Genomic DNA, 20,601 nt, shown 5'->3' on the forward strand with positions numbered 1-20,601 from the left:
CCCATAAGAGATCCTTCAGGTCTCATACGTCTCATGAAGGGAGACGCCGGAGACCCTCAGCCATGCCCCGCGCCATAACCGTGAACGGAGTCCTGCCCAGCGCCATCGCCGAGAACAGCCAAGTCGGCGATTGGGTTGGCAATTTGAGCCTCACTGGCGACCTCGCCGGCCTCGCCGGCGTCGAGGTCATCGGCAGCCACGGCCTCTATTTCAGCGCCCGCTGGGACCCGGCGACCAAGCTCCTCGCCGTCACCCCGGCCGGTCTGCTGGATTTCGAGGCCTTCCACGGCGGCAACCCGCTGGTGGACCTGCAATTCCGCCTGAATTTCGCCGATGACTCGGTGCAGGACCTGCCGCAGCACTACCAGGTGGCCGTGCTGGACCGGGACGACACCCCGCCCATCGCCCTCGCCTTCGCCACCGGCGGCGCGGTGACGGCCGGGGCAATCGGCGCCACCATCGGCACCCTGGCGGTGACCGACCCCGACAGCAGCGGCAGCTTCCATTTCAGCTTCCCCGAGGAGGATGCCTGGCGCTTCGAGGTGGTGGACAACGCGCTGCGGCTGAAGAGCGGGGTCAGCCTCGGCCTGGACGAGGGGCCGGTGCGCACCATCATCATCGAGGTCTCGGACGGGCTGAACAGCGCCAGCTTCGCCCTGCCGATCACCGTGCGCATGCCGGAGGACCAGCAGAGCGTCATCCCCCTGCTGCTGCCGGGCGAGAGCCTGGCCGGCTTCACCCTGGACGCCGACGGCACCACCCTGCGCGGCGCCTTCGAGGCACGGCAGGTCGGCACCGACAACGCCTATGGCGAGGGCGTGCGGCAATTGCAGAACGGCCAGGGCGAGGTCTGGGTTGCCGGGGTGGAGCAGGTGAAGCTGGCCGATGGCCAGGTGGACTACGCCGTGGACAGCCCGGCGGCCAAGGCGGCGGCGCTGCAGGTGGCGGTGACGGGCGAGGCGGCGGAAGGCGCGGCGCTGGGCGCCGCGACGGCCGCGGCCGAAGCGGGGCTGGCCTGGGTGGACCTTGCCGCCTCCCTCGGCGGCGCCGGGCTGGGAGTGCCGGGCGATGCAGCCTTCGTGGCGGCGCTGTTCGACGCGGTGTTTGGCCGCGCGCCCAGCGGGGCGGAACTGGCGCTGCAGACCGGGCGCCTCGCCTCCGGCCTCGATCGGGCGCAGCTCGCCGTGGATCTGGCGCTGAGCGACGAAGGGCTGGCGCACCAGGCGGCGCTGCATCCGGACGGGCTCTGGAGCTCCACCGCGACGGGCAGCGGGGAGTGGCGCACCGATGCCGGCGGGCTCGCCCAGGCGGCCGGCCCTCCCGCGGCGGCCACGGATGGGGTCTGGGTGATGTGAGGCCCGGACGCCAGGGGCGGCTTCAGGGTGCCGGCGTCCAGCTCTGCTTCAGGCAGCGCAGGGTGAAGCTGGTGCGGGTGTGGCGAACCCCGGGCAGGCGGTAGAGCTTCTCCCGCAACAGCCTCTCATAGCCCGCCGTGCCGCCGACCGCGGCCTTGATGACGTAGTCGTATTCGCCGGTCACCAGCCAGGCCTCGATCACCTCCGGCATCTCGGTCACCGCCTGCTCGAAGCGCCGCAGGCTTTCCTCGTCATGCCGCTCCATCATCACCTCGATGATGACGGTATCGGGCAGGCCAAACTGCGCCTGGTCCAGGATCGCGACATAGCCCTGGATCACCCCGGCCTGCTCCAGCCGCTTCACCCGTGTCCAGCAGGGCGAGGGCGAGAGTCCCACCTGCTCCGCCAGCTCGGCATTGGTCAGCCGGGCATTGCGGTGCAGGGCGCGCAGGATGCGACGGTCGGTGGCGTCGAGACGGGGCGGGTCCATGGCAGCTTCGCGATCCGACGCTGGGTCCCATGCTCAGGGCGGCAATGGGTGGAGAGCGGTCATAGCATCGCCATGACGCGCCCGCCCAATTCGGCGGCCGCCATCAGCTCCATCGCTGTCCGGGCGCGGCCCTCCCGCCACTGGCGATCCATGGAGGTGGATGCCAGGAGCGTGTCCCCGAGGTGGTGTTGCAGGAGCGGCAGTACCGCCAATGTCTCCCCGGACTCACCTGCCCGACCTCCGGCCGTCTTCTGTCCCGTCGAGCGGCCAGCCCATGCCGAGAATTGGGCCGTCCGCCAGCTATCGGGCATCCGGCCGGCACCAGCAGCCCGGCCCTCGGTAGGATTCTACGGCAACCCCGCGCAGTTCCGGAAGGATCTTCTGCCTCGCCGCCGGCCAGGGCCAAACTTCAGCAGAAAACTCCGCACGACCCGGCGCATCCTTCCGATAGCAGCCGGGCCGCCGGGGGCTTGTCCTGGGCGCCTCCCGGCCCGACATTTCACGTCCAAGGGTCTGGAGACGAACACCATGGGCAGCATTCAACGCCCCGACGCCACGCTGGACGACCGGTGGGAGAAGTCGGGAGAGGCGCTGCTGCTGACCGGGATCCAGGCATTGGTCCGCCTGCCCCTGATCCGGCATGAGCTGGACCGCGTCCTGGGCTGGAACACCGGCGGCTATGTCAGCGGCTATCGCGGCTCCCCGCTCGGCACCTACGACATGCAGCTCATGCGCCAGAAGGCGCGGCTGGACGCAGCGAACATCGTCGTCCGCCCCGGGCTGAACGAGGATCTGGCCGCCACCGCGATCTGGGGCACGCAGCAGATCGCGCTCTATGGCAACCAGAAATTCGATGGCGTCTTCGGCATCTGGTACGGCAAGGGCCCGGGCGTCGATCGCAGCGGCGACGCGCTGCGCCATGCCAACAGCGCAGGCACCTCGCCGAAGGGCGGCGTGCTGGCCCTGGCCGGCGACGATCCCTCCTGCAAGTCGTCCACCATCACCTCCGGCTGCGAATACTCCTTCATGGATGTCGAGATCCCCGTGCTCGACCCCTCCGGGGTGCACGAGATCCTCGATTTCGGGCTGAAGGCCATCGACATGTCGCGCTTCGCCGGCCTCTGGGTCGGCATGAAATGCGTGGCGGAGACGATGGACGGCGCCGGCACCGTCCTGGTGGACCCGGCGCATTACGCCGCGGTGACGCCGGAATTCGCCTTCCCGCCGGATGGCGTGCATATCCGCCTGCGCGACCACGCCATCCCGCAGGAGGAGCGGCTGCGGCACTTCAAGCTGCCGGCCGCCCTTGCCTTCGCCCGGGCCAATGGGCTGAACCGCATCGTCATGGACAGCCCGCGCGCGCGCTTCGGCATCGCCGCGCGCGGCAAGGGCTACGCCACGCTGCGCCAGGCGCTGCACGATGCCGGCATCACCGAGGAGCTGGCGCGCATGGCCGGGCTTCGGCTGTGGAAGGTCGGCCTCGCCTGGCCGCTGGATGTCGAGGGCGCCCGCGCCTTCGCCCGCGGCCTCGAGGAGATCATGGTGGTCGAGGATCGCCGCCCGGTGATCGAGCCGCAGCTTCGCGACGCCCTCTATGCGCTGGACGACCGGCCGCGGGTGGTGGGCAAGCGGGACGAGGAAGGCCGCCGCCTGCTCTCCGACCTGACGGAGCTGGACACCGGCGCGGTGCTGCGGGCGCTGGCCGCCCGGCTGCCGGAGGAGCTGCAGACCGAGCAGCTCCGCGACGCCATCCGCCGGCTCGACCGCATTGCGCAGTTGCAGGCGCCGCCGGTGCATGACCGCACGCCGCATTTCTGCCCGGGCTGCCCGCACAACACCAGCACGCGGGTGCCGGAAGGCAGCCATGCCATGGCCGGCATCGGCTGCCATACGCTGGCGATCTACATGGATCGGAAGACGGACCTCTACACGCATATGGGTGCGGAAGGCATGCCCTGGCTCGGCATGGCCCCCTTCGTCTCCGAACCGCATATGTTCGTGAATATCGGCGACGGCACCTTTGCCCATTCCGGCAGCCTCGCGATTCGCCAGGCGGTCGCCGCCGGCGCGAACATGACCTACAAGATCCTGGTCAACAGCGCCGTCGCGATGACCGGCGGCCAGACCGTGGATGGCGAACTCGGCGTGCCGGAGATCGCCCAGCTCGTCGCCGCCGAAGGCGTGGAGAAGATCGTCGTCGTCTCCGACGATCCGGCCCGGCACCAGGGCGACGAGTCCATGCCGAAAGGCATCGAGTATCATCACCGGCGGGACCTCGATGCGGTGCAGCGGCAGCTCCGCGAGGTGCCGGGCGTGACGGTGTTGATCTACGACCAGCAATGCGCGACCGAGCGGCGCCGCAAGCGCAAGCGCGGCACCCAGGCGGTGGCCGAGAAGCGCGTGGCGATCAACCCGCGCGTCTGCGAGGATTGCGGCGATTGCTCCCGCACTTCCAACTGCCTCGCCGTCGAGCCGCTGGAGACCGAGTTCGGCCGCAAGCGGCAGATCGACCAGAGCGCCTGCAACCAGGACCTCTCCTGCGTCGAGGGCTTCTGCCCCTCCTTCATCACGCTGGTCGGCGCGGAGCCGGTGAAGAAGCCGGTGCCGAAGCTCGGCGAGGCGGTGGCGGAGCCAGCGATCCCCGAGCCGCGCGCAGGCGAACCGGCCTTCAACATCCTCATCGCCGGCGTCGGCGGCCAGGGCGTCACCGCACTCTCCGCCATCCTCGGCATGGCGGCGCATCTGGAAGGGCGGCCCTCGCGCTCGGTCGACATGCTCGGCCTCGCACAGAAGGGCGGCGGCGTCTTCGCGCAGCTCCGCATCGGCCGCCCCGGCGCGGCGCCGGAGACGATCGACAGCCCGCGCATCGGCATGGGCCAGGCGGATCTGCTGCTCTCCGCCGACATGGTGGTGGCGCAGGGCCGCACCGCCCGCCCCCTGCTCGGCAGCGAACGCACCGTCGCGGTGCTGAACGACGATTTGCAGCCCACCGCGCAATTCGTCCTCAACCCCGCCACCCGCTACGACCGCGACGGCATGCTGGCCAGCGTCCGCAGCGCCTGCCGGGAAGTGGTGACGGTGCCCGGCGTGCAGGTGGTGGAGGAGGCGCTGGGCGACCTCATCTACCTGAATGTCTGGCTGCTCGGCATCGCCTTCCAGCGCGGGCTGGTGCCGCTGAGCGCGGAGGCGATCAACCGCGCCCTCGAGCTGAACGGCGCGCAGATCGAGCGCAACAAGGCCGCCTTCGCCCTCGGCCGCCAGGCGGCGCTGACCCCGCCGGCGCCGGTGCGGCCGGAGGAGCTGCCGTTGGATCAGCTCATCGCCCGCCGCGTGGCCGACCTGACCGAGTACCAGAGCGACGCCTATGCCCGGGACTACGCCGATTTCGTCGCCCGCGTGCGGGAGGCGGAGCGGCGCGACGCGCCGGGGCAGGAGCGGCTGACCCGCGCCGTGGCGACGCAGCTCTACCGCCTCATGGCCTACAAGGACGAGTATGAGGTGGCGCGGCTGCACTCCCTGCCGGAATGGCAGGGCTTCCTCGACAGCCATTTCACCGGCACGCAACGGGTGGAATTCAACCTGGCCCCGCCCCTGCTGGCGAAGCCGGACCCGGTGACGGGCCAGCCGCGCAAGATGGTGTTCGGCCCCTGGATGGGGAAGGCGATGGGCTGGCTGCGCCATGGCAAGGTGCTGCGCGGCACCGCGCTCGACCCCTTCGGCCGCACCGAGGAGCGGCGCATGGAGCGCGCCCTGATCGCCGAATACCGTGCGGGCATCGAGCGGCTGCTGGTGCCGCTCTCCCCCGCCACCCATGCGGCGATCTGCGACTGGGCGGAAGCGGCTGCCGGCATCAAGGGCTACGGCCCGGTGAAGGCCCGGAACGCCGCCGCCACCCGCGCCCGGATGGCGGAGCTGGAGCAGGCCGTGTTCAGCCCTTCGGCGCCCCCAGCGATGGCGGCGGAGTAGCCAGCATCCCGGGCGGCGCCGCGGCGGTCGCGCCCGGGGTCATCACCCGCAGCGTCAGCACTGCCTGGATGGTGCGGGGGGCGTTGGCGGTGCGCAGCGCCATCAGCCGCGGCGGCGAGGGCAGCAGCGCCCGCGGCGAGACCAGCGCCACGCGCTGCACCCGCAGCTCGCCGCCCGGGTCGGGCGGCAGGGGCAGGTTGGTATTCACCGCCAGCTCCGGCCGCTGCCCCAGCCCGCGCAGCATGGTGTCGAATTCGGTGGCCAGCGCCTCCGGGTCCACCCCGCCCACCGCCAGCTCGCAGCCCGGCCCCACATCGCTCCAGAACAGCAGGGCCGGGGCGCCCTGCGGCCGCGCCATGATGCGGGACCCGGCGGGGAGCGGCGCGCCGCTCGGCAACCGGCTGGGATGGATGGCGACGAAGCCGTAGGTCCGGGCCCGCCGCTCCACCTCCTCCGGCTCCAGCCGGCCGCAGAGATGCATGAAGGCGGTGACCGCGGCGCTGGCGGTGCCGACGCCGCCCGCCGGCACCGCCGGCGAGCCGAATTTATCCCCGGCACCGGCGCAGGCGGCGAGCAGCAGCGGGAGGCAGAGCAGAAGGTGGCGCGGCGGCATGCGGGCCTCCGGGTCGGGGGGCCAGTCTCCCGGGCGGCCGCGGCGCGGTCAATCGCGGCGCGTCATCGCGGCAACGTCCGACGATGATCTCTCGGTTAGAATGTGGCCGGGCACGCCCTCGCTGCCATCCTGTGGCAGAAGGGTGCGCGACGGCGGGGGCGGGACATGGCGGGCAAGGAAGCGGCAGCGGCACCTGCCGCCATGTCGGGGGCAGATTTCCCCAGCCTCGGCGAGGCGATCCGGGTGTGGGCGAGGATCGGCTGCCTCTCCTTCGGCGGGCCGGCCGGGCAGATCGCGCTGTTGCACCGGGAGGTGGTGGAGGAGCGCCGCTGGGTCTCCGATGCCCGGTTCCTGCATGCGCTGAATTTCTGCACCCTGCTGCCGGGGCCGGAGGCGACGCAGCTCGCCACCTATCTCGGCTGGCTGATGCATGGGGTGGCGGGCGGCGTCGCGGCGGGGCTGCTCTTCATCCTGCCAGGCGCGCTGGTCATGCTGGCGCTGTCCATTCTCTATGCCACGCTCGGGCAGGTGCCGTTGGTGGCGGCGCTGTTCTTCGGGCTGAAATGCGCCGTGCTGGTGCTGGTGCTGGAGGCGCTGCTGCGGGTGGCGAAGCGCGCCCTGCACGGGACGTTGCCCTGGACGCTGGCGGGGGCGGCTTTCCTCGCCCTCTATGCCTTCCAGCTTCCCTTCCCCGTGGTGGTGCTGGCGGCGGCGCTGCTGGGCTACGCCGTGCCGCGCGGCCTCGCCGGCGGCGGGCATGGCGCCGCGGCGGATGGCCCCCCTGCCCTGCTGGATGCGCTGCAGGCCGCGGAGCCGGGGCGGATGACGCGCCTCGGCGGCGCGGCGCGGCGGGCGGGCTTGGCGGCGCTGGCGCTCTGGGTCTGGCCGGTCGCGCTGCTGATGGACCATGCCCCCTGGGGCGACATCGCCTGGTTCTTCTCCAAGATGGCCGTCGTCACCTTCGGCGGCGCCTATGCCGTGCTGGCCTATGTGGCGCAGGAGGCGGTGGAGCATTACCGCTGGCTGACGGCGGACCAGATGCTGGCGGGCCTCGGCTTGGCGGAGACCACGCCGGGGCCGCTCATCCTGGTGTTGCAATTCGTCGGCTATCTGGCCGGCCATGCGGCGGGGGGTGTGGCCGGCGGCGTGGCGGGGGCGGCGCTGACCCTCTGGGTCACCTTCCTGCCTTGCTTCGCCTTCATCTTCCTCGGCGCCCCCTTCGTGGAGCGGCTGCATGACGCGCCGAAGCTGAAGGGCGCGTTGGCCGGGGTGACGGCGGCGGTCGTCGGGGTGATCGGCAACCTCGCCCTCTGGTTCGGGCTGCGGGTGCTCTTCGCCGAGGTGGTGCGGCTGCCGTTCGGGCCGCTGGCGCTCGATGTGCCGGTGCCGGCGAGCCTTGATCCGCTGGCGGCGATGCTGGCGGTGCTGGCGGCGCTCTGCCTGTTCCGGCTGAAGCTCGGGGTGGTGAAGACGCTCGGCGTGGTGGCGGTGGCCGGGCTGGTACGGCTGGCGCTGTAGCCGCTTCGCCGGAAGGGGCGCTGCCTGCGGCAGTGGGCAACAAGGTCTCGGCACGCCCGCCTTCGGCGCCGAGGCGTCGTGGAGAACCAAGTACCCCTGCCGGGCCAGCCGCTCCCCGCTGCCCTTCCACGGCTTGGCCGCGGAAGGCTGTGCGAGACCTGGGGAATTCAGCGAACCCGGGCCCTCGCGGCGTCGCGCAGCGGTGTCGTGGGGAGATCTAGAGCACCTGCCCCGCTGCCCAGCCGCTGCTCCAGGCCCATTGGAAATTATAGCCGCCGAGCCAGCCGGTGACGTCCACCGCCTCCCCCACCGCGAACAGGCCGGGCACCGATTTGGCCTGCATGTCGCGGGAGGAGAGCGCGGCGGTGTCGATGCCGCCCCCCGTCACCTCCGCCTTGGCATAGCCCTCGGTGCCCGCAGGCGTCAGGCGCCAGGCCTTCAGCAGGGCGGCCAGCGCGTCCAGGGCGCGGTCCGGCACTTCCGCCAGGGGCTTGGGCGGCAGGTGCAGCGGCGTCAGGGCGGCGGCCAGGCGCTGGGGCAGCAGCTCGGCCAGCAGGGTGCGGGGCTCGGCGCGCGGCCGGGTGCGCTTCCCCTCGCGCAGCCGGGCCGCAGCGTCCTGGCCCGGCAGCAGATCCAGGCTCAGCGCCTCGCCAGGGGACCAGTAGGAGGAGGCCTGGAGGATCGCCGGACCGGAGAGGCCGCGATGAGTGAACAGCATCGCCTCCCGGAAGCTCGCCCGGCCGATGCGGGCGATGCACTCCAGCGCCACGCCGGAGAGCGGGCGCATCAGCGCCAAGGCCTCGCCCTCGAAGGTCAGCGGCACCAGGGCCGGACGGGGCGGCACGACCGGCAGGCCGAATTGCCGCGCCACCTCATAGGCGAAGCCGGTCGCGCCGAGCTTCGGGATGGAGGGGCCGCCAGTGGCCAGCACCAGGGCCGGGGCCTCGAACGCGCCATGGTCGGTCTCGACCCGAAAGCGGGCGCTGCGGGTCACGGCCGTGACGCGATGGCCCAGGCGCAGATCGACCCCGCCCGCCCGCGCCTCGGCCAGCAGCATGGCCAGGATCTGCCGGGCGGAGCCGTCGCAGAACAACTGCCCCAGCGTCTTCTCATGGAAGGCGATGCCATGGCGGCGCACCAGGGCGATGAAGTCCTGCTGGGTGTAGCGGGCGAGCGCCGAGCGGGCGAAATGCCGGTTGGCCGAGAGGAAACGGTCCGGCGCGCACTGCAGATTGGTGAAGTTGCAGCGGCCGCCGCCGGAGATGAGGATCTTCCGGCCGGGCTCCGGCGCGTGGTCCAGCAGCAGCACCCGTCGGCCGCGCTGGCCGGCCGTGGCGGCGGCCATGAGGCCGGCGGCGCCGGCGCCGAGGATGATGGCATCGAACATAAGGAAAAATGACGGGGGGAAGGTATTCCCCCCGCGCCCCCCATCTATTTCTGTGAGTCTGCAGGCTCTAGCGCGTCAGCCTAGCGTAAACGCTTCGTGGATCGAGGATTGTACGCTGCCGCCGAGGACGGCGCCGCCGCCGGCCACATACACCCAGTCGCCGATGGTGACAGCCGCCACGGCATGGCGCGGCGTCGGCATCGGGGCGTGGTGCTGCCAAGTGTCGGTCTTCGGATCGTAGCTCTCCATCTGGCCGAAGACCTTGGCATTGCGCGGCACGCCCCGCTCCAGGATGCCGCCCTCCCCGCCCATGGCGAAGAAGCGGTCCCGATAGAGCACAAGGCCATGGCCGGAACGGGGCGTCGGCAGCGGGGCGCGCTCCTCCCAGGTGTCCCGGGCCGGCAGGTACACATGATGCAGGCCGGTATTGTACTCGAAGGTGTTGAAGCGGCCACCGATCACATGGATTGCGCCCTCATGCGCGATGATGCCGACATGGTCGCGCGCACCGGGCAGGGCCTTGCGCATCTCCCAGCTATCCGCCTTCGGGTCATACACCTCATGCCAGCCGACGCTGGCCCGTTCCATGGTCGGTGCGCTGGCGCCACCGATGACATGCAGCTTGCCCGCGAGCGGAACCACGCCCACCGCCCCGCGCGGCCGCGGCATGGGGCGCAGCGTTGTCCAGCGGTCGCTCGTCAGGTCATAGACATAGCCATTGGCATCGGGGTTGCGGTTCTGCTCGATGAAGCCGCCGAAAGCATAGACCCGGCCCTCCAACGTCGCGACGCCGACATGGTTGGCGCCGCGCGGCAGGGGGGCGGCGTCGAACCAGCGGTCGCCTGCCGGCTCATAGACATGGTGGTAGCCGCGATCGACGCGGCCCTCGCCATAGCCGCCGATGACATGCATGCGGCCGGCCGCCTCGGTCGCCCAGGCCATCTCGCTGCGCGGAATGGGCAGGGCGGCGCGGCTCACCCAGCGGCCAGGCGGCCCGGCCGGCGCCGGGCTGTCCGTCACCCGCTGTGCCGCCTGGTCGGGCGTGATGTGGTGCGGCGTGCCGCCCTGCAGGCTGTGATACTGGTCCGCCGCGGGCGGGATGGGGCGCAGCTCCGCCCCGTGATGCTGGTGCTGCTGGGCTAGGGCCGCAGGCGCGGCAAGGCTGGCCGCGGCGGCCAGCAATTGGCGGCGATGCATGGCGGTCTCCGGGGTGGTGCCGCGCATGATGCGGGCACCACCGGCCCGGTCAAGCAGAAGCGAGGCGCCCGACCTCCGCCAGCACCGCCTCGCGCTGGGCCATCGGGGCCTCGGCGCCGATGTAGTAGGCCGCCACCAGCAGGGGCGCGCGCCCGGGCGGGTGGGCGATGGCGATGTCGTTGGTGGCGTTGCGGTTGCCGCTGCCCGTCTTGTCGCCGGCGCGCCAGCCGGCCGGGAAGCCGGCGCGCAGCCGCCTGTCGCCGGTGCGGCAGGCTTCCAGCCCGCCGAGGAGCCGGGCGCGGGAGGCAGGGGAGAGCACCTCGCCCAGCAGCAGCTTCCGCATGGTGGCAAGCATGGCTGCCGGGGTGGTGGTGTCGCGCGGGTCGCCGGGGGCGGCCTCGTTCAGCTCGGTCTCGCGGCGGTCGAGCCGCGTCTCGGCATCGCCGATGCGGCGCAGCCAGGCGGTGAGGCCGGCGGGACCGCCGAAACTGTCCAGCATCAGGTTGCCGGCGGTGTTGTCGCTGAGGATGACGGCGGCCTCGCAGGCCTCCCCGATGGTCAGCCCGCCGCGCGCCGCGGCCGGGCCGGTGACGGGGGAATAGGTCACCAGGGCGGATTCGCCATAGGCGAGGTGGCGGTCCAGCCGCTCCTCCCCTGCATCGACGCGGGCCAGCACCAGGGCGGCGGCGAGGAATTTGAAGGTGCTGGTCAGGGGGAAGCGCTCATCGGGGCGATGGGCCAGGCCGCGGCCGCTGCCGGTATCCAGCACCGCGACGCCGAGTTGCCCGCCATGCCGGGCCTCCAGCGCGGCGAATGGCGCAGGCTGGGCCTGGGCCGGGAGGGTGAGAAGCGGCGTGGCAAAGAGGGCGCGACGGGGAATGGGCATGGGCTGAGGGTCCTGAAATCTCGTTGGGTTCTCCCCCGGCCTCCGCTGCCAGTGAGGGGAGAGGGGGCGCGCCCCTCCTCCGCCGGCGCGATAGGCAGGTGGATGTCGGCCTTGGTGAAGATGCGGGCTGGCGACCGGGCTCCGACTTGAAAACTGCCCATCGAAGCCCCCGCTGCCTGTTGCCCTTCCGCGGCTTCGCCGCGGAAGGCTGTGCGAGGTCTGGAAAGCAAAGCGACCCTGGCCCCCACCAAGCCGCGCAGCGGTTCTGTGGGGAATTTTAGGCCCGCCTTGCAATCGTCAGGGCGAGCCGCTGGAACCCCGCCCATTGCTGGCGCAGCCAGCCGCCGCGCTCCATCGCCTCCCCAGCATCGGCGGCGCCGGTCGGCGGGTAGTGGTCGCGGCGGAAATCCGCGGTGCCGAAGATCCAGTCCCAGATCGGCAGCAGCACCGCGTAATTCTTCCCCGAAGCCCCGGCCGAAAGCTCTCCGTGATGCAGCCGGTGGAAGCGCGGCGAGACCAGCAGCCGTTCCCCCACCCGCCCGTAGCTGAGCCGGACATTGGCGTGGGAGAGGCTCTCCGCCAGCCGCAGCAACAGCAGGATGAGCGGGAACTGCCCCGGCGGCACGCCGATCAGCAGCGCCAGCCCGCCGAACCACAACGCGGCCAGCACATCATCCAGCACGTGGTTGCGGTCATCGGTCCAGAAGGTCATCTGCCGCTGGGCGTGGTGGATGGCATGCAGCGCCCACCACCAGCGGAAGCCGTGCTGTGCCCGGTGGCGCCAATACTCGCCGAAATCCAGCACGATGACGTAGGCGACCAGCGCCAGCAGCGGGTGGTCCCGCAGCGGCGGGAACAGCTCCTCCAGCGTCGGCGGCATCACCCCCACCTCCGTCAGCCACCCCTCCCAGCGCGATTGCAGGGAGGCGAGCAGGACGAAGGCGACCAGCGGCAGGACGCCGAGCCGGCTGAGGAAGGTATAGACCATGTCGGTGCGGATGGCGGCGCCATCCTGCCGCGGCTCTACCGGCCGCCAGGCCTCCAGCGGCCGGCAGACGAAATAGACGACGAGGATGCCGAACAGGCCGCGCAGGGCGAAGTCCAGCCAGGCGAAGAGGTCCTCCGCCCAGTCCATCATCCCCGTGGCGTAGAGCACGGGCTGCAGCGTGTGCTCAAAGAGCCAGCCGGTGAAGGCGGCGTAGGTGTCCTCGATCATCTGACCCCTGTGGGCGGCAGCGTGGCGAAGCGCAGGCCACGGGCAAGGAGGCCGCTTACCACCTCCTCCAGCACCGCGGCAAAGGGAGGTTGCCGGCTGCGGACACCCCAATGCAGCACCACCACCTCCCCCGGCCGCGTGCGCTCGATGGCACGGCGGGCCAGCGCGGGGTTGGGGTGGCGGGTGCCGTCCAGCTCATCGCCCCAGAAGCCATTGGCGGTCCAGCCCTGATGAGTCAGGCCGCAGGCAGAGGCCATGGCCAGGGCATTGGGGGTGGTGATGCCGCCCGGGGCGCGCCAAAGTGGCAGGATCTCCGCCGCCGGGGCGATCTCCCGCAGCCGGTCCAGCGGGCGCCGGAGTTCGGCGCAGAGGGCGGGGCCGTCCAGCACCTCCGCCCCGTGCCCCTGGCGGGACGCGTAGCGGACCCGGCCGGGGCCAGGGTCGCCGCGGAAATACCAGTGGCGCCAGGTATGGCTGGCGAAAACGTGTCCCTCCGCGGCGCGGGCGCGCCAGAAAGGAGCCCAGGCATCGGACAGCGTGTCCTCGCCGGTGAAGCTGGGCTCGTTCGCCAGGAACAGGGTGGCGCGGATCTGGTGGTGGCGGAGAATGGCGGCGATGGCCTCGGCCTCGCGGCCCCAGCCGGTGTCGATCGTCAGATAGACGGGCGGGGCGGAGGTGGGGACGGCCAGGGCCGCCAGCAGGGCCCGGCGTCCTAGGGGGACGCCGTCCCCCTCGGGACCCCCTGCCACGGGCCGAAAGGCCCTTGGATCCCTTGAGTCGGCAGGTTCCACCGCCGGGCAAAAACTCCCGGTTTCCAAAGGCCCTTCGGCCTTTGGCGGAGGGAGCTCGAGGGAGGCAGAGCCTCCCTCGACCCCGCTCATCGCAGCGCGGCCGGCACCACCCCCGGCACCATCACCGGGGTGGCCGGCGCCTCCACCACGGGCACCGGCGCCGGCGGCAGGGGAAGCTGCCGGGGCTGCACGAAGACGCCATGCGGGGACCGCCCGACCGGGATGGTCTCCGCCTCCCCCGTTGCCGGGTCCACCACCGCCACGCGGGCCACCCAGCGCAGCGTGACCCAAAGCTTGCCATCCGGCGCGAAGGCGATGCAGTCCGGCCCGCCCGGCAGCTCCCACCGCGCCTTCACCTCCAACGTCTCCGGGTCCAGCACCGTCAGCCGGCTGTCCACCCGGCTGGTGGCATAGAGCGGTCCGCCATTGGGGGAGGCGAAGACGGTATGGGCTCCGCGGGCGGTCTGGATCCCGCGCTCCAGCTTGCCATCGGCCGGGTTCACTACCGCCACCTGGTCGCTGCCCATGATGCCGACCAGCAGCCTGTCGCGGTGCCACAGCACCCCAGCCGGCTGCGGCCCTACCTCGGTCGTCCAGGTCGGACGGCGGGTGGTCAGGTCGATCGCCATCAGCCGCCGCGCCCCTTGCAGGGTGACGTAGACCATGCGGCTGTCCGGCGAGAAGGCCAGGTGGCTGGGCTTGTCCGGCACTTTGAGGCGCGCCAGCAGGGTGCGCGTCGCGGCCTCGTAGATATCCACTTGGTCCCGGCGCAGGCTGGTGATGACCAGGTACTTGCCGTCCGGGCTGTAATCCATGTGGTAGGGGTTGCTGATCCGCTCCCGCCGGACGATTTCCGCCGTGTCGGGGTTCAGGAAGAGCAGCTCATTCGCCGCGGAATCGCCGACGACCAGCTCCGTCCGTTCCGGGTTGAGCAGCAGGTGGTGCACCTCCCGCAGGATGGGAATGCGCCGCACCTCCTCCCGCGTCGTGCTTTCCAGCACGGTGATGGAGGCATCGCCCGAATTCAGCACATAGACCAGATCGGCCTTCGCCAGGCTGGGGAGGGAAAGCCCGGCGAGCAGGAGGAGCGCGAATGGGGCGCGCCGCATGGGTGGCTCTTGTCCAAACAAACGCCGCATGGATTCCGCGCGCCCCTGCATTTGGCAAGTGCCGTTATGTGGAGGAAGGCATTGCCCGGCCGTTACCCACCACCCCGGCCGGCGCCCTCCGCGGCGCCCGGTCCGGCGCCGCGCCAGCACAAGCGGCAAGGCCCGGCCCGGGTTCCGCGGCGCGGGAAGGCCTATTTCCCGGCCGGCTCGAAGCGGAGGGACACGCCGTTCATGCAGTAGCGCAGCCCGGTAGGCTGCGGACCATCCGGGAAGACATGGCCCAGATGGCCGCCGCATCTGGCGCAATGCACCTCGGTCCGCGTCATGAAGAAGCTGCGGTCCGTGCTGGTGCCGACATTGCCCTCGATCGGGGCGAAGAAGCTCGGCCAGCCCGTGCCGCTTTCATACTTGGTCGCCGCGTCGAAAAGCGGCGTGCCGCAGCCGGCGCAGAGGAAGGTGCCGGGACGCTTCTCCGCATTCAGCGGGCTGGTGCCGGCGCGTTCCGTGCCGTGCTCCCGCAGCACGCGATAAGCTTCGGGCGAGAGTTCCCGCCGCCATTCCGATTCCGGCTTGGAGACGGGGTATTCGGCCGCCGGGGCCGTCTTGTTGCCGAACAGGGCCATGGCTGGGTGTCCTTACGCCGCCGGGCGCTTCAGGCGCTCGGCGAAGTTCTTGCGGAATTTGGCCACCTTGGGGGCGATGACGATGCGGCAATAGCCGCTCCAGGGGGTTCGAGCGAAGTAGTCCTGGTGCTCCGCCTCGCCCGGCCAGAAGCGGGTCAGCGGCTCGACCTCCGTCACCAGGGGCGCGCCCCAGACGCCGGAGGCCTCGATCTCCGCCATCACCTGCCTCGCGGTCTCCGCCTGGGCGTCCGAATGGGCCAGGATGATGGAGCGGTATTGCGGTCCGACATCCGCCCCCTGGCGGTCCTTGGTGGTGGGGTCGTGGATGGTGAAGAAGACGCGCAGCAGATCGGCATAGGAGATCACGGCCGGATCGAAGGCGATCTGCACCACCTCCGCATGGCCGGTCTTCTTGCCGCAGACCTCCTCATAGGTGGGGTTCTCGGTATGGCCGCCGGCATAGCCGGAGACCACGGAGGACACGCCGGCGAGGTCCCGGTACACCGCATCCAGGCACCAAAAGCACCCGCCGCCGAGAGTTGCCAGTTCCGTCATCGCCGCCTCCTCTTGCCGCCCCCGAAGATGGGGGCGGCAGGGGGTTCGGTCCAGGGCCCCGGAAGGTTACGCCGCTGCCGGGCCCGCGGACGGCCGCCACCGGCCGCCGCCCACTGCCCGCCGCGGCTTTGCCGGACGGGCTGTGCAAGGCCCCGCGGCTGTGCCGTGCATGGGCCCCAGGGCGGCGCGCGGCGACTTCGTGAGGATCTAGATCACGCCCAGCTTCTGCACCTCCGCCCGGACCAGCAGCTTGATCTCCTTCTCCAGCCTGACGAAACCGGATTCAGAACGTTCCCGTGGCCGCGGCAGGTCGAGGTCGAAGACCTGCTTCACGGCGCCGGGCTTCGTCGCCATCACCACGATCCGGTCGGCGAGGAAGATCGCCTCGCTGATCGAGTGGGTGACGAAGACCACCGTCTTCCGCTCATGCTCCCAGATGCGAAGCATCTCCTCCTGCAGGGTCTCCCGCGTCTGGGCGTCCAGCGCACCGAAGGGCTCGTCCATCAGCAGCACGGAGGGGTCGTTGGCCAGCGCCCGGGCGATGGCCACGCGCTGCTTCATGCCGCCGGAGAGGTTGCCGGGATACTTGCCCTCATGCCCCGCCAGCCCGACCATCGCCAGGTAGCGCTTCGCGATCTCCCGCTGCTGCGCCTTCGGCATGCCCTTCAGCATGGGCCCGAAGGCAACGTTGTCGATCGCGGTGCGCCAGGGAAACAGCGCATATTCCTGGAACACCACGCCGCGGTCGGCGGAAGGCCCCTGCACCGCCTTGCCATCCACCAGCACCTGGCCGGCCGTCGGCTGGGTGAAGCCGGCGATCATGTTCAGAAGCGTGGACTTGCCGCAGCCGGATGGCCCGAGCAGGCAGGTGAAGCTGTTCTCGTAGAGGTCGAGATCCACGCCCTTCAGCGCCACCATGTCGCCGAAGCGCTTCTCCGCGCCGCGGATGCTGATCTTCACCCGGCGGCTGTCGGTGGCGGCGGCAGGCGCCTCCGCAAGCATCGCGTCCATGGCCCTACCCCCTTGTCGCCACGCGCCAGCGCAGCAGCCAGCCTTCCAGGCTGCGCAGCAGGATGTTCACCCCGAAGCCGATCAGCCCGATGACGACGGCGCCGAGCAGCATCTGCGACACCATGAAGAAGGTGCGCGCATCGTTGATCATGTAGCCGAGGCCACTGTCGGCCGCGATGAACTCCGCCGCCACGATGACGAAGAAGGACAGGCCGAAGCCGAGGCGGAGCCCGGTGATGATGGAGGGCGTCGCCGCCGGCAGCACCACATGGCGGAACAGATCCGCCCGGCTGGCGCCGAGCGAGGAGGCGGCGCGCAGCAGCACCGGGTCCACATATTTGATGCCTTCCACCGTTGTGGTGAAGACCGGAAAGAAGGCCGCATAGGCGATGAAGGCGATCTTCGACATCTCGCCGATACCGAACCACAGCACCATCATCGGCAGGAAGGCGAGCGGCGGGATCGGCCGCAGCAGCTCGATCATCGGCTCCACCAACCGCTCCAGCGGCCGCCAGGTGCCGACGGCGAGCCCGACCGCGACGCCGGCGATGGCGGCGATCGCGAAGCCCTGGATCACCCGCGCCATGCTGGCCAGGATGTTGTCCTGCAGCTCCCCGCTCTGCCAGGCCTCGATGCCGGCCTTCACCACCTCGGTCGGCGTCGGCAGCAGGACCGGGTTGAAGAATTTCCACCAATGGGCATTGCCTATGGAAACGATGAACCAGATGGCGAGGAAGAGCAGGATGGCGACGCAGCGCATCCCGCCCGTGCTCAGCCGCTTGCGCCATTCCGCGCTCATGCGCCGGCCCTCCAGGTGACGTTGTCGGGGGCAACCTTCTCCAGCACCACGGGCGTGATGCCGCTTTCCGGCGTCTGCGGGGTGGGGATGCGCTTGATGCCGACCGCCCAGTCATTGGTGAAGCGGTAGCTGTTCACCAGCGGCCGGTCGATCAGCACGCCGTAGCGGTTGGCCTCCGTCATCACCCGCAGCGGTTCCGGGCCGATGCGCAGCACGCGCTGCAGCCCCGGCATGCAGCCGGCGCGGTCCACCTTGAAGCGGGCATCCGCCTTGATCAGCGCGCGCAGCAGCGCCTGCAGCGTATTGGGTTTGCCCTGGATCCAGCTCTCATTGGCCAGGATGACGGAGTGGGAATAGAGCAGCTTCTCCGCCTCCGGCAGCACCACCTTCCGGCCGGTGAAGTAATGCGCGCCGCCGGTGGCGAAGAGCGTGCCGCCCATCGTCGTCAGGCGGTGGAGGAAGGGCTGCCAGGAGAGCAGGATGTCCACGTCGCCCTTGGAAGCGGCGATGACGCCCTCGCTCGGCGCCATCGGGATCATCTGCAGCTTGGTGTGGTCGAAGCCGAAGCGCTCCGCCAGCTTCGCGAACATCAGCGGGCTGTTGTTGCCCTGGGTGAAGGCGACGCGCTTGCCTTCCAGCTCCTTGATGTTCGAGATCCGGCAATGCGGGCCGAGCACGATCCCCTGGGTGTCGGAGATATCGGCAAGGCCGGTCAGGATCTTCACCGGCATGTTCTGCGCCGCCAGCGCGATCTGGCCGAGCTGGCTGCCGACGCCGATGGGAAAGCCGCTGCCCATCACCGTCAGCACATCGCCGCCGGAAGGCTGCCAGCGGAAGGTGAGGTTGACGCCCTCCTCCCGGAACAGGCCGAAATGCTCGGCGACGGCGAGCTGCATGCCGAGCTGCGGGTCGCGCACGCCAAGGAATTCGAACTCCTTCTCCTCCGGCGCCGCATGGGCGAGCGTCGGTGGGATGATGAGGGCGGGCGCGGCAAGAAGCAGGCGGCGGGAGATCATGCGGCAGGTCTCCAGGACACGCGGTCGGCGGCGACAGATGCCAGGATGCCGGAGGCGATGCCGTCCTCCGGGCGTTGCGGCGCCGGTATGCGGCGGATGCCGGCGGCCCAGTCGCTGGTGAATTTGTACGCCGCCACCAGCTGGTCCGAGATGTCCACGCGGTAGCGGTTGGCCATGGCCATGACCTGCAGCGGCTCCGGCTCGATCCGCAGCACGCGCTGCATGGCCTGCATGGCGCGCGGCCGGTCCGTGGCGATGATGCCATCCGCCTTGATCAGCGCGCGCAGCAGCGCCGCCAGCGTGTTGGGGCGGGCGTCGATCCAGTTCTGGTTCGCCAGGATGCAGGCATGGGCGAGGATGAGCTTGTCCTTCTCCGGCAGCACCTGCGGCGTGCCGCCAAGATAGAGCATGCCGCCGGTGGCGAGCAGCGTGCCGCCCATGGTGACCAGCCGGTGCAGGAAGGGCTGCCAGGAGAGCAGGCCATGCACGTCCCCCTTGGAGGCGGCGACCACCGCCTCGCTCGGGTTCATGTTCACCAGTTGTACCTTGGTGTGGTCGAAGGCGTGCAGCTCCGCCAGCTTCGGCAGCAGCAGCACCGTGGAATTGCCCTGGGTGAAGGCCAGCTTCTTGCCTTCCAGGTCGCGCGGCTGCTCCACCTTCACGCCCGGGCCCAACGCCAGACCCTGCGTGTCCGAGATATCGGCGAGGCCAGCGATGATCTTCACCGGCATGCTCTGGCTGGCCAGCACAAGCTGGGCGAGGGGTCCGCCGACACCAACCGGCGCGCCGCTGCCCATCACCGTCAGCACGTCGCCGGAGGATTGCATCCAGCGGAAGCCGACCTTGATCCCTTCCTCCCGGAACAACCCGAACTGGTCGGCGACGGCGAGCTGGGCCCCCAGCTGCGGGTCCCGCACGCCGATGAACTCCAGCTCCGCCTGTTCCGGCGCCGCGGCGCGCGCGGTGCCAGCGGCCGCCAGCGCCACCAGGCTTCCCAGGAGCCCGCGTCGGTCCAGCGCGGTCACGCCGTCGGCTTCCAGGTGGCGAGCGACGGATCCACCAGCTCCACGATCCGTGTGGTGAAGCAATCCTCCGGCTTCGGCGGCTCCTGGATGCGCTTGATGTTCATCGCCCATTCGCTCTGGAAGCGATGGCTGGCGATCAGCGCGGGAGAGATGCCGATGGCGTATTTGTTGGCATTCACCATCACCGCCAGCGCATCCGCATCCACCCGCAGCGCACGCTGCAGCGCCGCCATGGCCCGCGGCCGGTCGGTGTTGATGACCTCGGTCGCCTTCGCCAGGGCGCGCACCAGCGCCGCCAGGGTGTTGGGCCTGGTATCGATCCACTCCTGCGTCGCCAGCAGGTTGGAGTGGTTGTAGAGCGGCTTGTTGTCCTCCGGCATCACCTGGGGCTGGCCGGTGACGTAGAGCGTGCCGCCGGTGCAGTACATGCTGCCGCCCATGGCGACGAGGCGGAACAGGTTGGGCTGCCAGCCGAGCAGCCCATGAACATCGCCCTTGGAGGCCGCGACCACGCCTTCCGACTGGTTCATGTTCACCAGCGTGATCTTCGACTGGTCGAAGCCGAACATCTGCGCCAGCTTGGCCAGCAGCACCACCTGGCTGTTGCCCTGGGTGAAGGCCAGGCGCTTGCCCTCCAGCTCCTTCGGGCTGGCCAGCTTCACGCCAGGGCTGAGGACGAAGCCCTGGGTCTCCGCGATGTCGGCCAGCGCGGTGATGGTGCGGATCGGCAGCTTCTGGCCGCCGAACACCACCTGGGTGAAGCTGCCGCCGACGCCGATCGCCGCCGAGCCACCGCCCATGATGGTCAGGGTATCGGCCGCCGATTGCGTCCAGCGGATGGCGGGCTCGATCCCCTCCGGCTTGAACAGGCCGAGCTGGTCCGCGACGGCGAGCTGAGCGCCGAGCTGGGGGTCGCGCACGCCGATGATCTCGAAGCTCTTCGTCTCCGGCGCGGCGGCGTGGCCCATCGCCGGCAGGGCGAGCGCGCCGATCGCGCCCAGGGACGCGCCGAGCGTGGCGCGACGGGTGGTCTGCATGCTCTCT

At 70.7% G+C, this 20,601-nt stretch carries 18 protein-coding genes; 3 read left to right on the forward strand and 15 right to left on the reverse strand.

Annotated elements, in window-relative coordinates:
• The first annotated feature begins 62 nt into the window (after positions 1-62).
• Entirely contained in the window at positions 63-1,355 is a 1,293-nt protein-coding gene (locus NJ376_RS14185; RefSeq protein WP_252953932.1) for a DUF4214 domain-containing protein, read from the forward strand.
• 22 nt (positions 1,356-1,377) lie between these two features.
• Here NJ376_RS14185 and NJ376_RS14190 read toward each other — a convergent pair whose 3' ends face one another.
• Positions 1,378-1,845, reverse strand: a complete 468-nt coding sequence (locus NJ376_RS14190; protein ID WP_252953933.1) for an Lrp/AsnC family transcriptional regulator — start codon at positions 1,843-1,845, stop codon at positions 1,378-1,380.
• Positions 1,846-2,373: 528 nt separating this feature from the next.
• Here NJ376_RS14190 and NJ376_RS14195 point away from each other — a divergent pair.
• Positions 2,374-5,811 (forward strand): indolepyruvate ferredoxin oxidoreductase family protein, encoded by a 3,438-nt coding sequence (locus NJ376_RS14195; protein WP_252953934.1) that lies wholly within the window; start codon positions 2,374-2,376, stop codon positions 5,809-5,811.
• Here the strand turns inward: NJ376_RS14195 and NJ376_RS14200 are convergent.
• Positions 5,774-6,424 carry a hypothetical protein gene (locus tag NJ376_RS14200; protein WP_252953935.1) on the reverse strand — a complete coding sequence of 217 codons (651 nt, stop codon included), beginning with the start codon at positions 6,422-6,424 and terminating at the stop codon, positions 5,774-5,776. The genes NJ376_RS14195 and NJ376_RS14200 overlap by 38 nt on opposite strands.
• 165 nt (positions 6,425-6,589) lie before the next feature.
• Between NJ376_RS14200 and chrA the strand changes: the two genes are divergently transcribed.
• Positions 6,590-7,942, forward strand: coding sequence for a chromate efflux transporter (gene chrA, locus NJ376_RS14205; protein ID WP_252953936.1), 1,353 nt, complete (start codon positions 6,590-6,592; stop codon positions 7,940-7,942).
• Between the two features lie 217 nt (positions 7,943-8,159).
• Here the strand turns inward: chrA and NJ376_RS14210 are convergent, their stop codons facing one another.
• The 13 genes from NJ376_RS14210 to NJ376_RS14270 all read right to left on the reverse strand — a co-directional run bounded on the left by NJ376_RS14210 (position 8,160) and on the right by NJ376_RS14270 (position 20,594).
• Positions 8,160-9,329, reverse strand: coding sequence for a BaiN/RdsA family NAD(P)/FAD-dependent oxidoreductase (locus NJ376_RS14210; RefSeq protein ID WP_252953937.1), 1,170 nt, complete (start codon positions 9,327-9,329; stop codon positions 8,160-8,162).
• A 75-nt stretch (positions 9,330-9,404) separates the two neighbouring features.
• Positions 9,405-10,553, reverse strand: a complete 1,149-nt coding sequence (locus tag NJ376_RS14215; protein ID WP_252953938.1) for a Kelch repeat-containing protein — start codon at positions 10,551-10,553, stop codon at positions 9,405-9,407.
• Positions 10,554-10,575: 22 nt separating this feature from the next.
• Entirely contained in the window at positions 10,576-11,412 is an 837-nt protein-coding gene (gene bla / locus NJ376_RS14220; RefSeq protein WP_252953939.1) for a class A beta-lactamase, read from the reverse strand.
• Between the two features lie 277 nt (positions 11,413-11,689).
• A complete protein-coding gene (locus tag NJ376_RS14225; RefSeq protein WP_252953940.1) occupies positions 11,690-12,628 on the reverse strand; it encodes a sterol desaturase family protein in 939 nt (312 codons plus the stop codon).
• A complete protein-coding gene (locus NJ376_RS14230; protein WP_252953941.1) occupies positions 12,625-13,377 on the reverse strand; it encodes a polysaccharide deacetylase family protein in 753 nt (250 codons plus the stop codon). Before NJ376_RS14230 ends, NJ376_RS14225 begins: the two co-directional genes overlap by 4 nt.
• Positions 13,378-13,505: 128 nt before the next feature.
• Positions 13,506-14,528 (reverse strand): YncE family protein, encoded by a 1,023-nt coding sequence (locus tag NJ376_RS14235; RefSeq protein WP_305879983.1) that lies wholly within the window; start codon positions 14,526-14,528, stop codon positions 13,506-13,508.
• Positions 14,529-14,719: 191 nt separating this feature from the next.
• The gene (gene msrB, locus NJ376_RS14240; protein WP_252953942.1) at positions 14,720-15,151 is read right to left on the reverse strand and encodes a peptide-methionine (R)-S-oxide reductase MsrB; all 432 of its coding nucleotides are present in this window, start codon (positions 15,149-15,151) and stop codon (positions 14,720-14,722) included.
• Between the two features lie 12 nt (positions 15,152-15,163).
• Positions 15,164-15,706, reverse strand: coding sequence for a peptide-methionine (S)-S-oxide reductase MsrA (gene msrA, locus NJ376_RS14245; protein WP_252953943.1), 543 nt, complete (start codon positions 15,704-15,706; stop codon positions 15,164-15,166).
• Between the two features lie 207 nt (positions 15,707-15,913).
• A complete protein-coding gene (locus NJ376_RS14250; protein ID WP_252953944.1) occupies positions 15,914-16,717 on the reverse strand; it encodes an ABC transporter ATP-binding protein in 804 nt (267 codons plus the stop codon).
• Positions 16,718-16,721: 4 nt separating this feature from the next.
• Complete coding sequence (locus NJ376_RS14255) at positions 16,722-17,516, reverse strand: ABC transporter permease (RefSeq protein WP_252953945.1); 795 nt, start codon at positions 17,514-17,516, stop codon at positions 16,722-16,724.
• Positions 17,513-18,532: an ABC transporter substrate-binding protein gene (locus NJ376_RS14260; RefSeq protein WP_252953946.1), complete on the reverse strand. Its 1,020-nt coding sequence runs from the start codon at positions 18,530-18,532 to the stop codon at positions 17,513-17,515. The genes NJ376_RS14255 and NJ376_RS14260 overlap by 4 nt, the downstream gene beginning before the upstream one ends.
• Positions 18,529-19,557, reverse strand: a complete 1,029-nt coding sequence (locus NJ376_RS14265; protein ID WP_252953947.1) for an ABC transporter substrate-binding protein — start codon at positions 19,555-19,557, stop codon at positions 18,529-18,531. Before NJ376_RS14265 ends, NJ376_RS14260 begins: the two co-directional genes overlap by 4 nt.
• Positions 19,554-20,594 (reverse strand): ABC transporter substrate-binding protein, encoded by a 1,041-nt coding sequence (locus NJ376_RS14270; protein ID WP_252953948.1) that lies wholly within the window; start codon positions 20,592-20,594, stop codon positions 19,554-19,556. The genes NJ376_RS14265 and NJ376_RS14270 overlap by 4 nt, the downstream gene beginning before the upstream one ends.
• Positions 20,595-20,601 lie beyond the last annotated feature (7 nt).

Source organism: Siccirubricoccus soli, assembly GCF_024178315.1.
Taxonomy (GTDB): domain Bacteria; phylum Pseudomonadota; class Alphaproteobacteria; order Acetobacterales; family Acetobacteraceae; genus Siccirubricoccus; species Siccirubricoccus soli.

What these genes read in the sequence shown, in the direction of transcription:
- NJ376_RS14185 (WP_252953932.1), top strand. Translation starts at nt 63, where the DNA reads ATGCCCCGCGCCATAACCGTGAACGGAGTCCTGCCCAGCGCCATCGCC.
- NJ376_RS14190 (WP_252953933.1), bottom strand. Translation starts at nt 1,845, where the DNA reads ATGGACCCGCCCCGTCTCGACGCCACCGACCGTCGCATCCTGCGCGCC.
- NJ376_RS14195 (WP_252953934.1), top strand. Translation starts at nt 2,374, where the DNA reads ATGGGCAGCATTCAACGCCCCGACGCCACGCTGGACGACCGGTGGGAG.
- NJ376_RS14200 (WP_252953935.1), bottom strand. Translation starts at nt 6,424, where the DNA reads ATGCCGCCGCGCCACCTTCTGCTCTGCCTCCCGCTGCTGCTCGCCGCC.
- chrA (WP_252953936.1), top strand. Translation starts at nt 6,590, where the DNA reads ATGGCGGGCAAGGAAGCGGCAGCGGCACCTGCCGCCATGTCGGGGGCA.
- NJ376_RS14210 (WP_252953937.1), bottom strand. Translation starts at nt 9,329, where the DNA reads ATGTTCGATGCCATCATCCTCGGCGCCGGCGCCGCCGGCCTCATGGCC.
- NJ376_RS14215 (WP_252953938.1), bottom strand. Translation starts at nt 10,553, where the DNA reads ATGCGCGGCACCACCCCGGAGACCGCCATGCATCGCCGCCAATTGCTG.
- bla (WP_252953939.1), bottom strand. Translation starts at nt 11,412, where the DNA reads ATGCCCATTCCCCGTCGCGCCCTCTTTGCCACGCCGCTTCTCACCCTC.
- NJ376_RS14225 (WP_252953940.1), bottom strand. Translation starts at nt 12,628, where the DNA reads ATGATCGAGGACACCTACGCCGCCTTCACCGGCTGGCTCTTTGAGCAC.
- NJ376_RS14235 (WP_305879983.1), bottom strand. Translation starts at nt 14,528, where the DNA reads ATGCGGCGCGCCCCATTCGCGCTCCTCCTGCTCGCCGGGCTTTCCCTC.
- msrB (WP_252953942.1), bottom strand. Translation starts at nt 15,151, where the DNA reads ATGGCCCTGTTCGGCAACAAGACGGCCCCGGCGGCCGAATACCCCGTC.
- msrA (WP_252953943.1), bottom strand. Translation starts at nt 15,706, where the DNA reads ATGACGGAACTGGCAACTCTCGGCGGCGGGTGCTTTTGGTGCCTGGAT.
- NJ376_RS14250 (WP_252953944.1), bottom strand. Translation starts at nt 16,717, where the DNA reads ATGGACGCGATGCTTGCGGAGGCGCCTGCCGCCGCCACCGACAGCCGC.
- NJ376_RS14255 (WP_252953945.1), bottom strand. Translation starts at nt 17,516, where the DNA reads ATGAGCGCGGAATGGCGCAAGCGGCTGAGCACGGGCGGGATGCGCTGC.
- NJ376_RS14260 (WP_252953946.1), bottom strand. Translation starts at nt 18,532, where the DNA reads ATGATCTCCCGCCGCCTGCTTCTTGCCGCGCCCGCCCTCATCATCCCA.
- NJ376_RS14270 (WP_252953948.1), bottom strand. Translation starts at nt 20,594, where the DNA reads ATGCAGACCACCCGTCGCGCCACGCTCGGCGCGTCCCTGGGCGCGATC.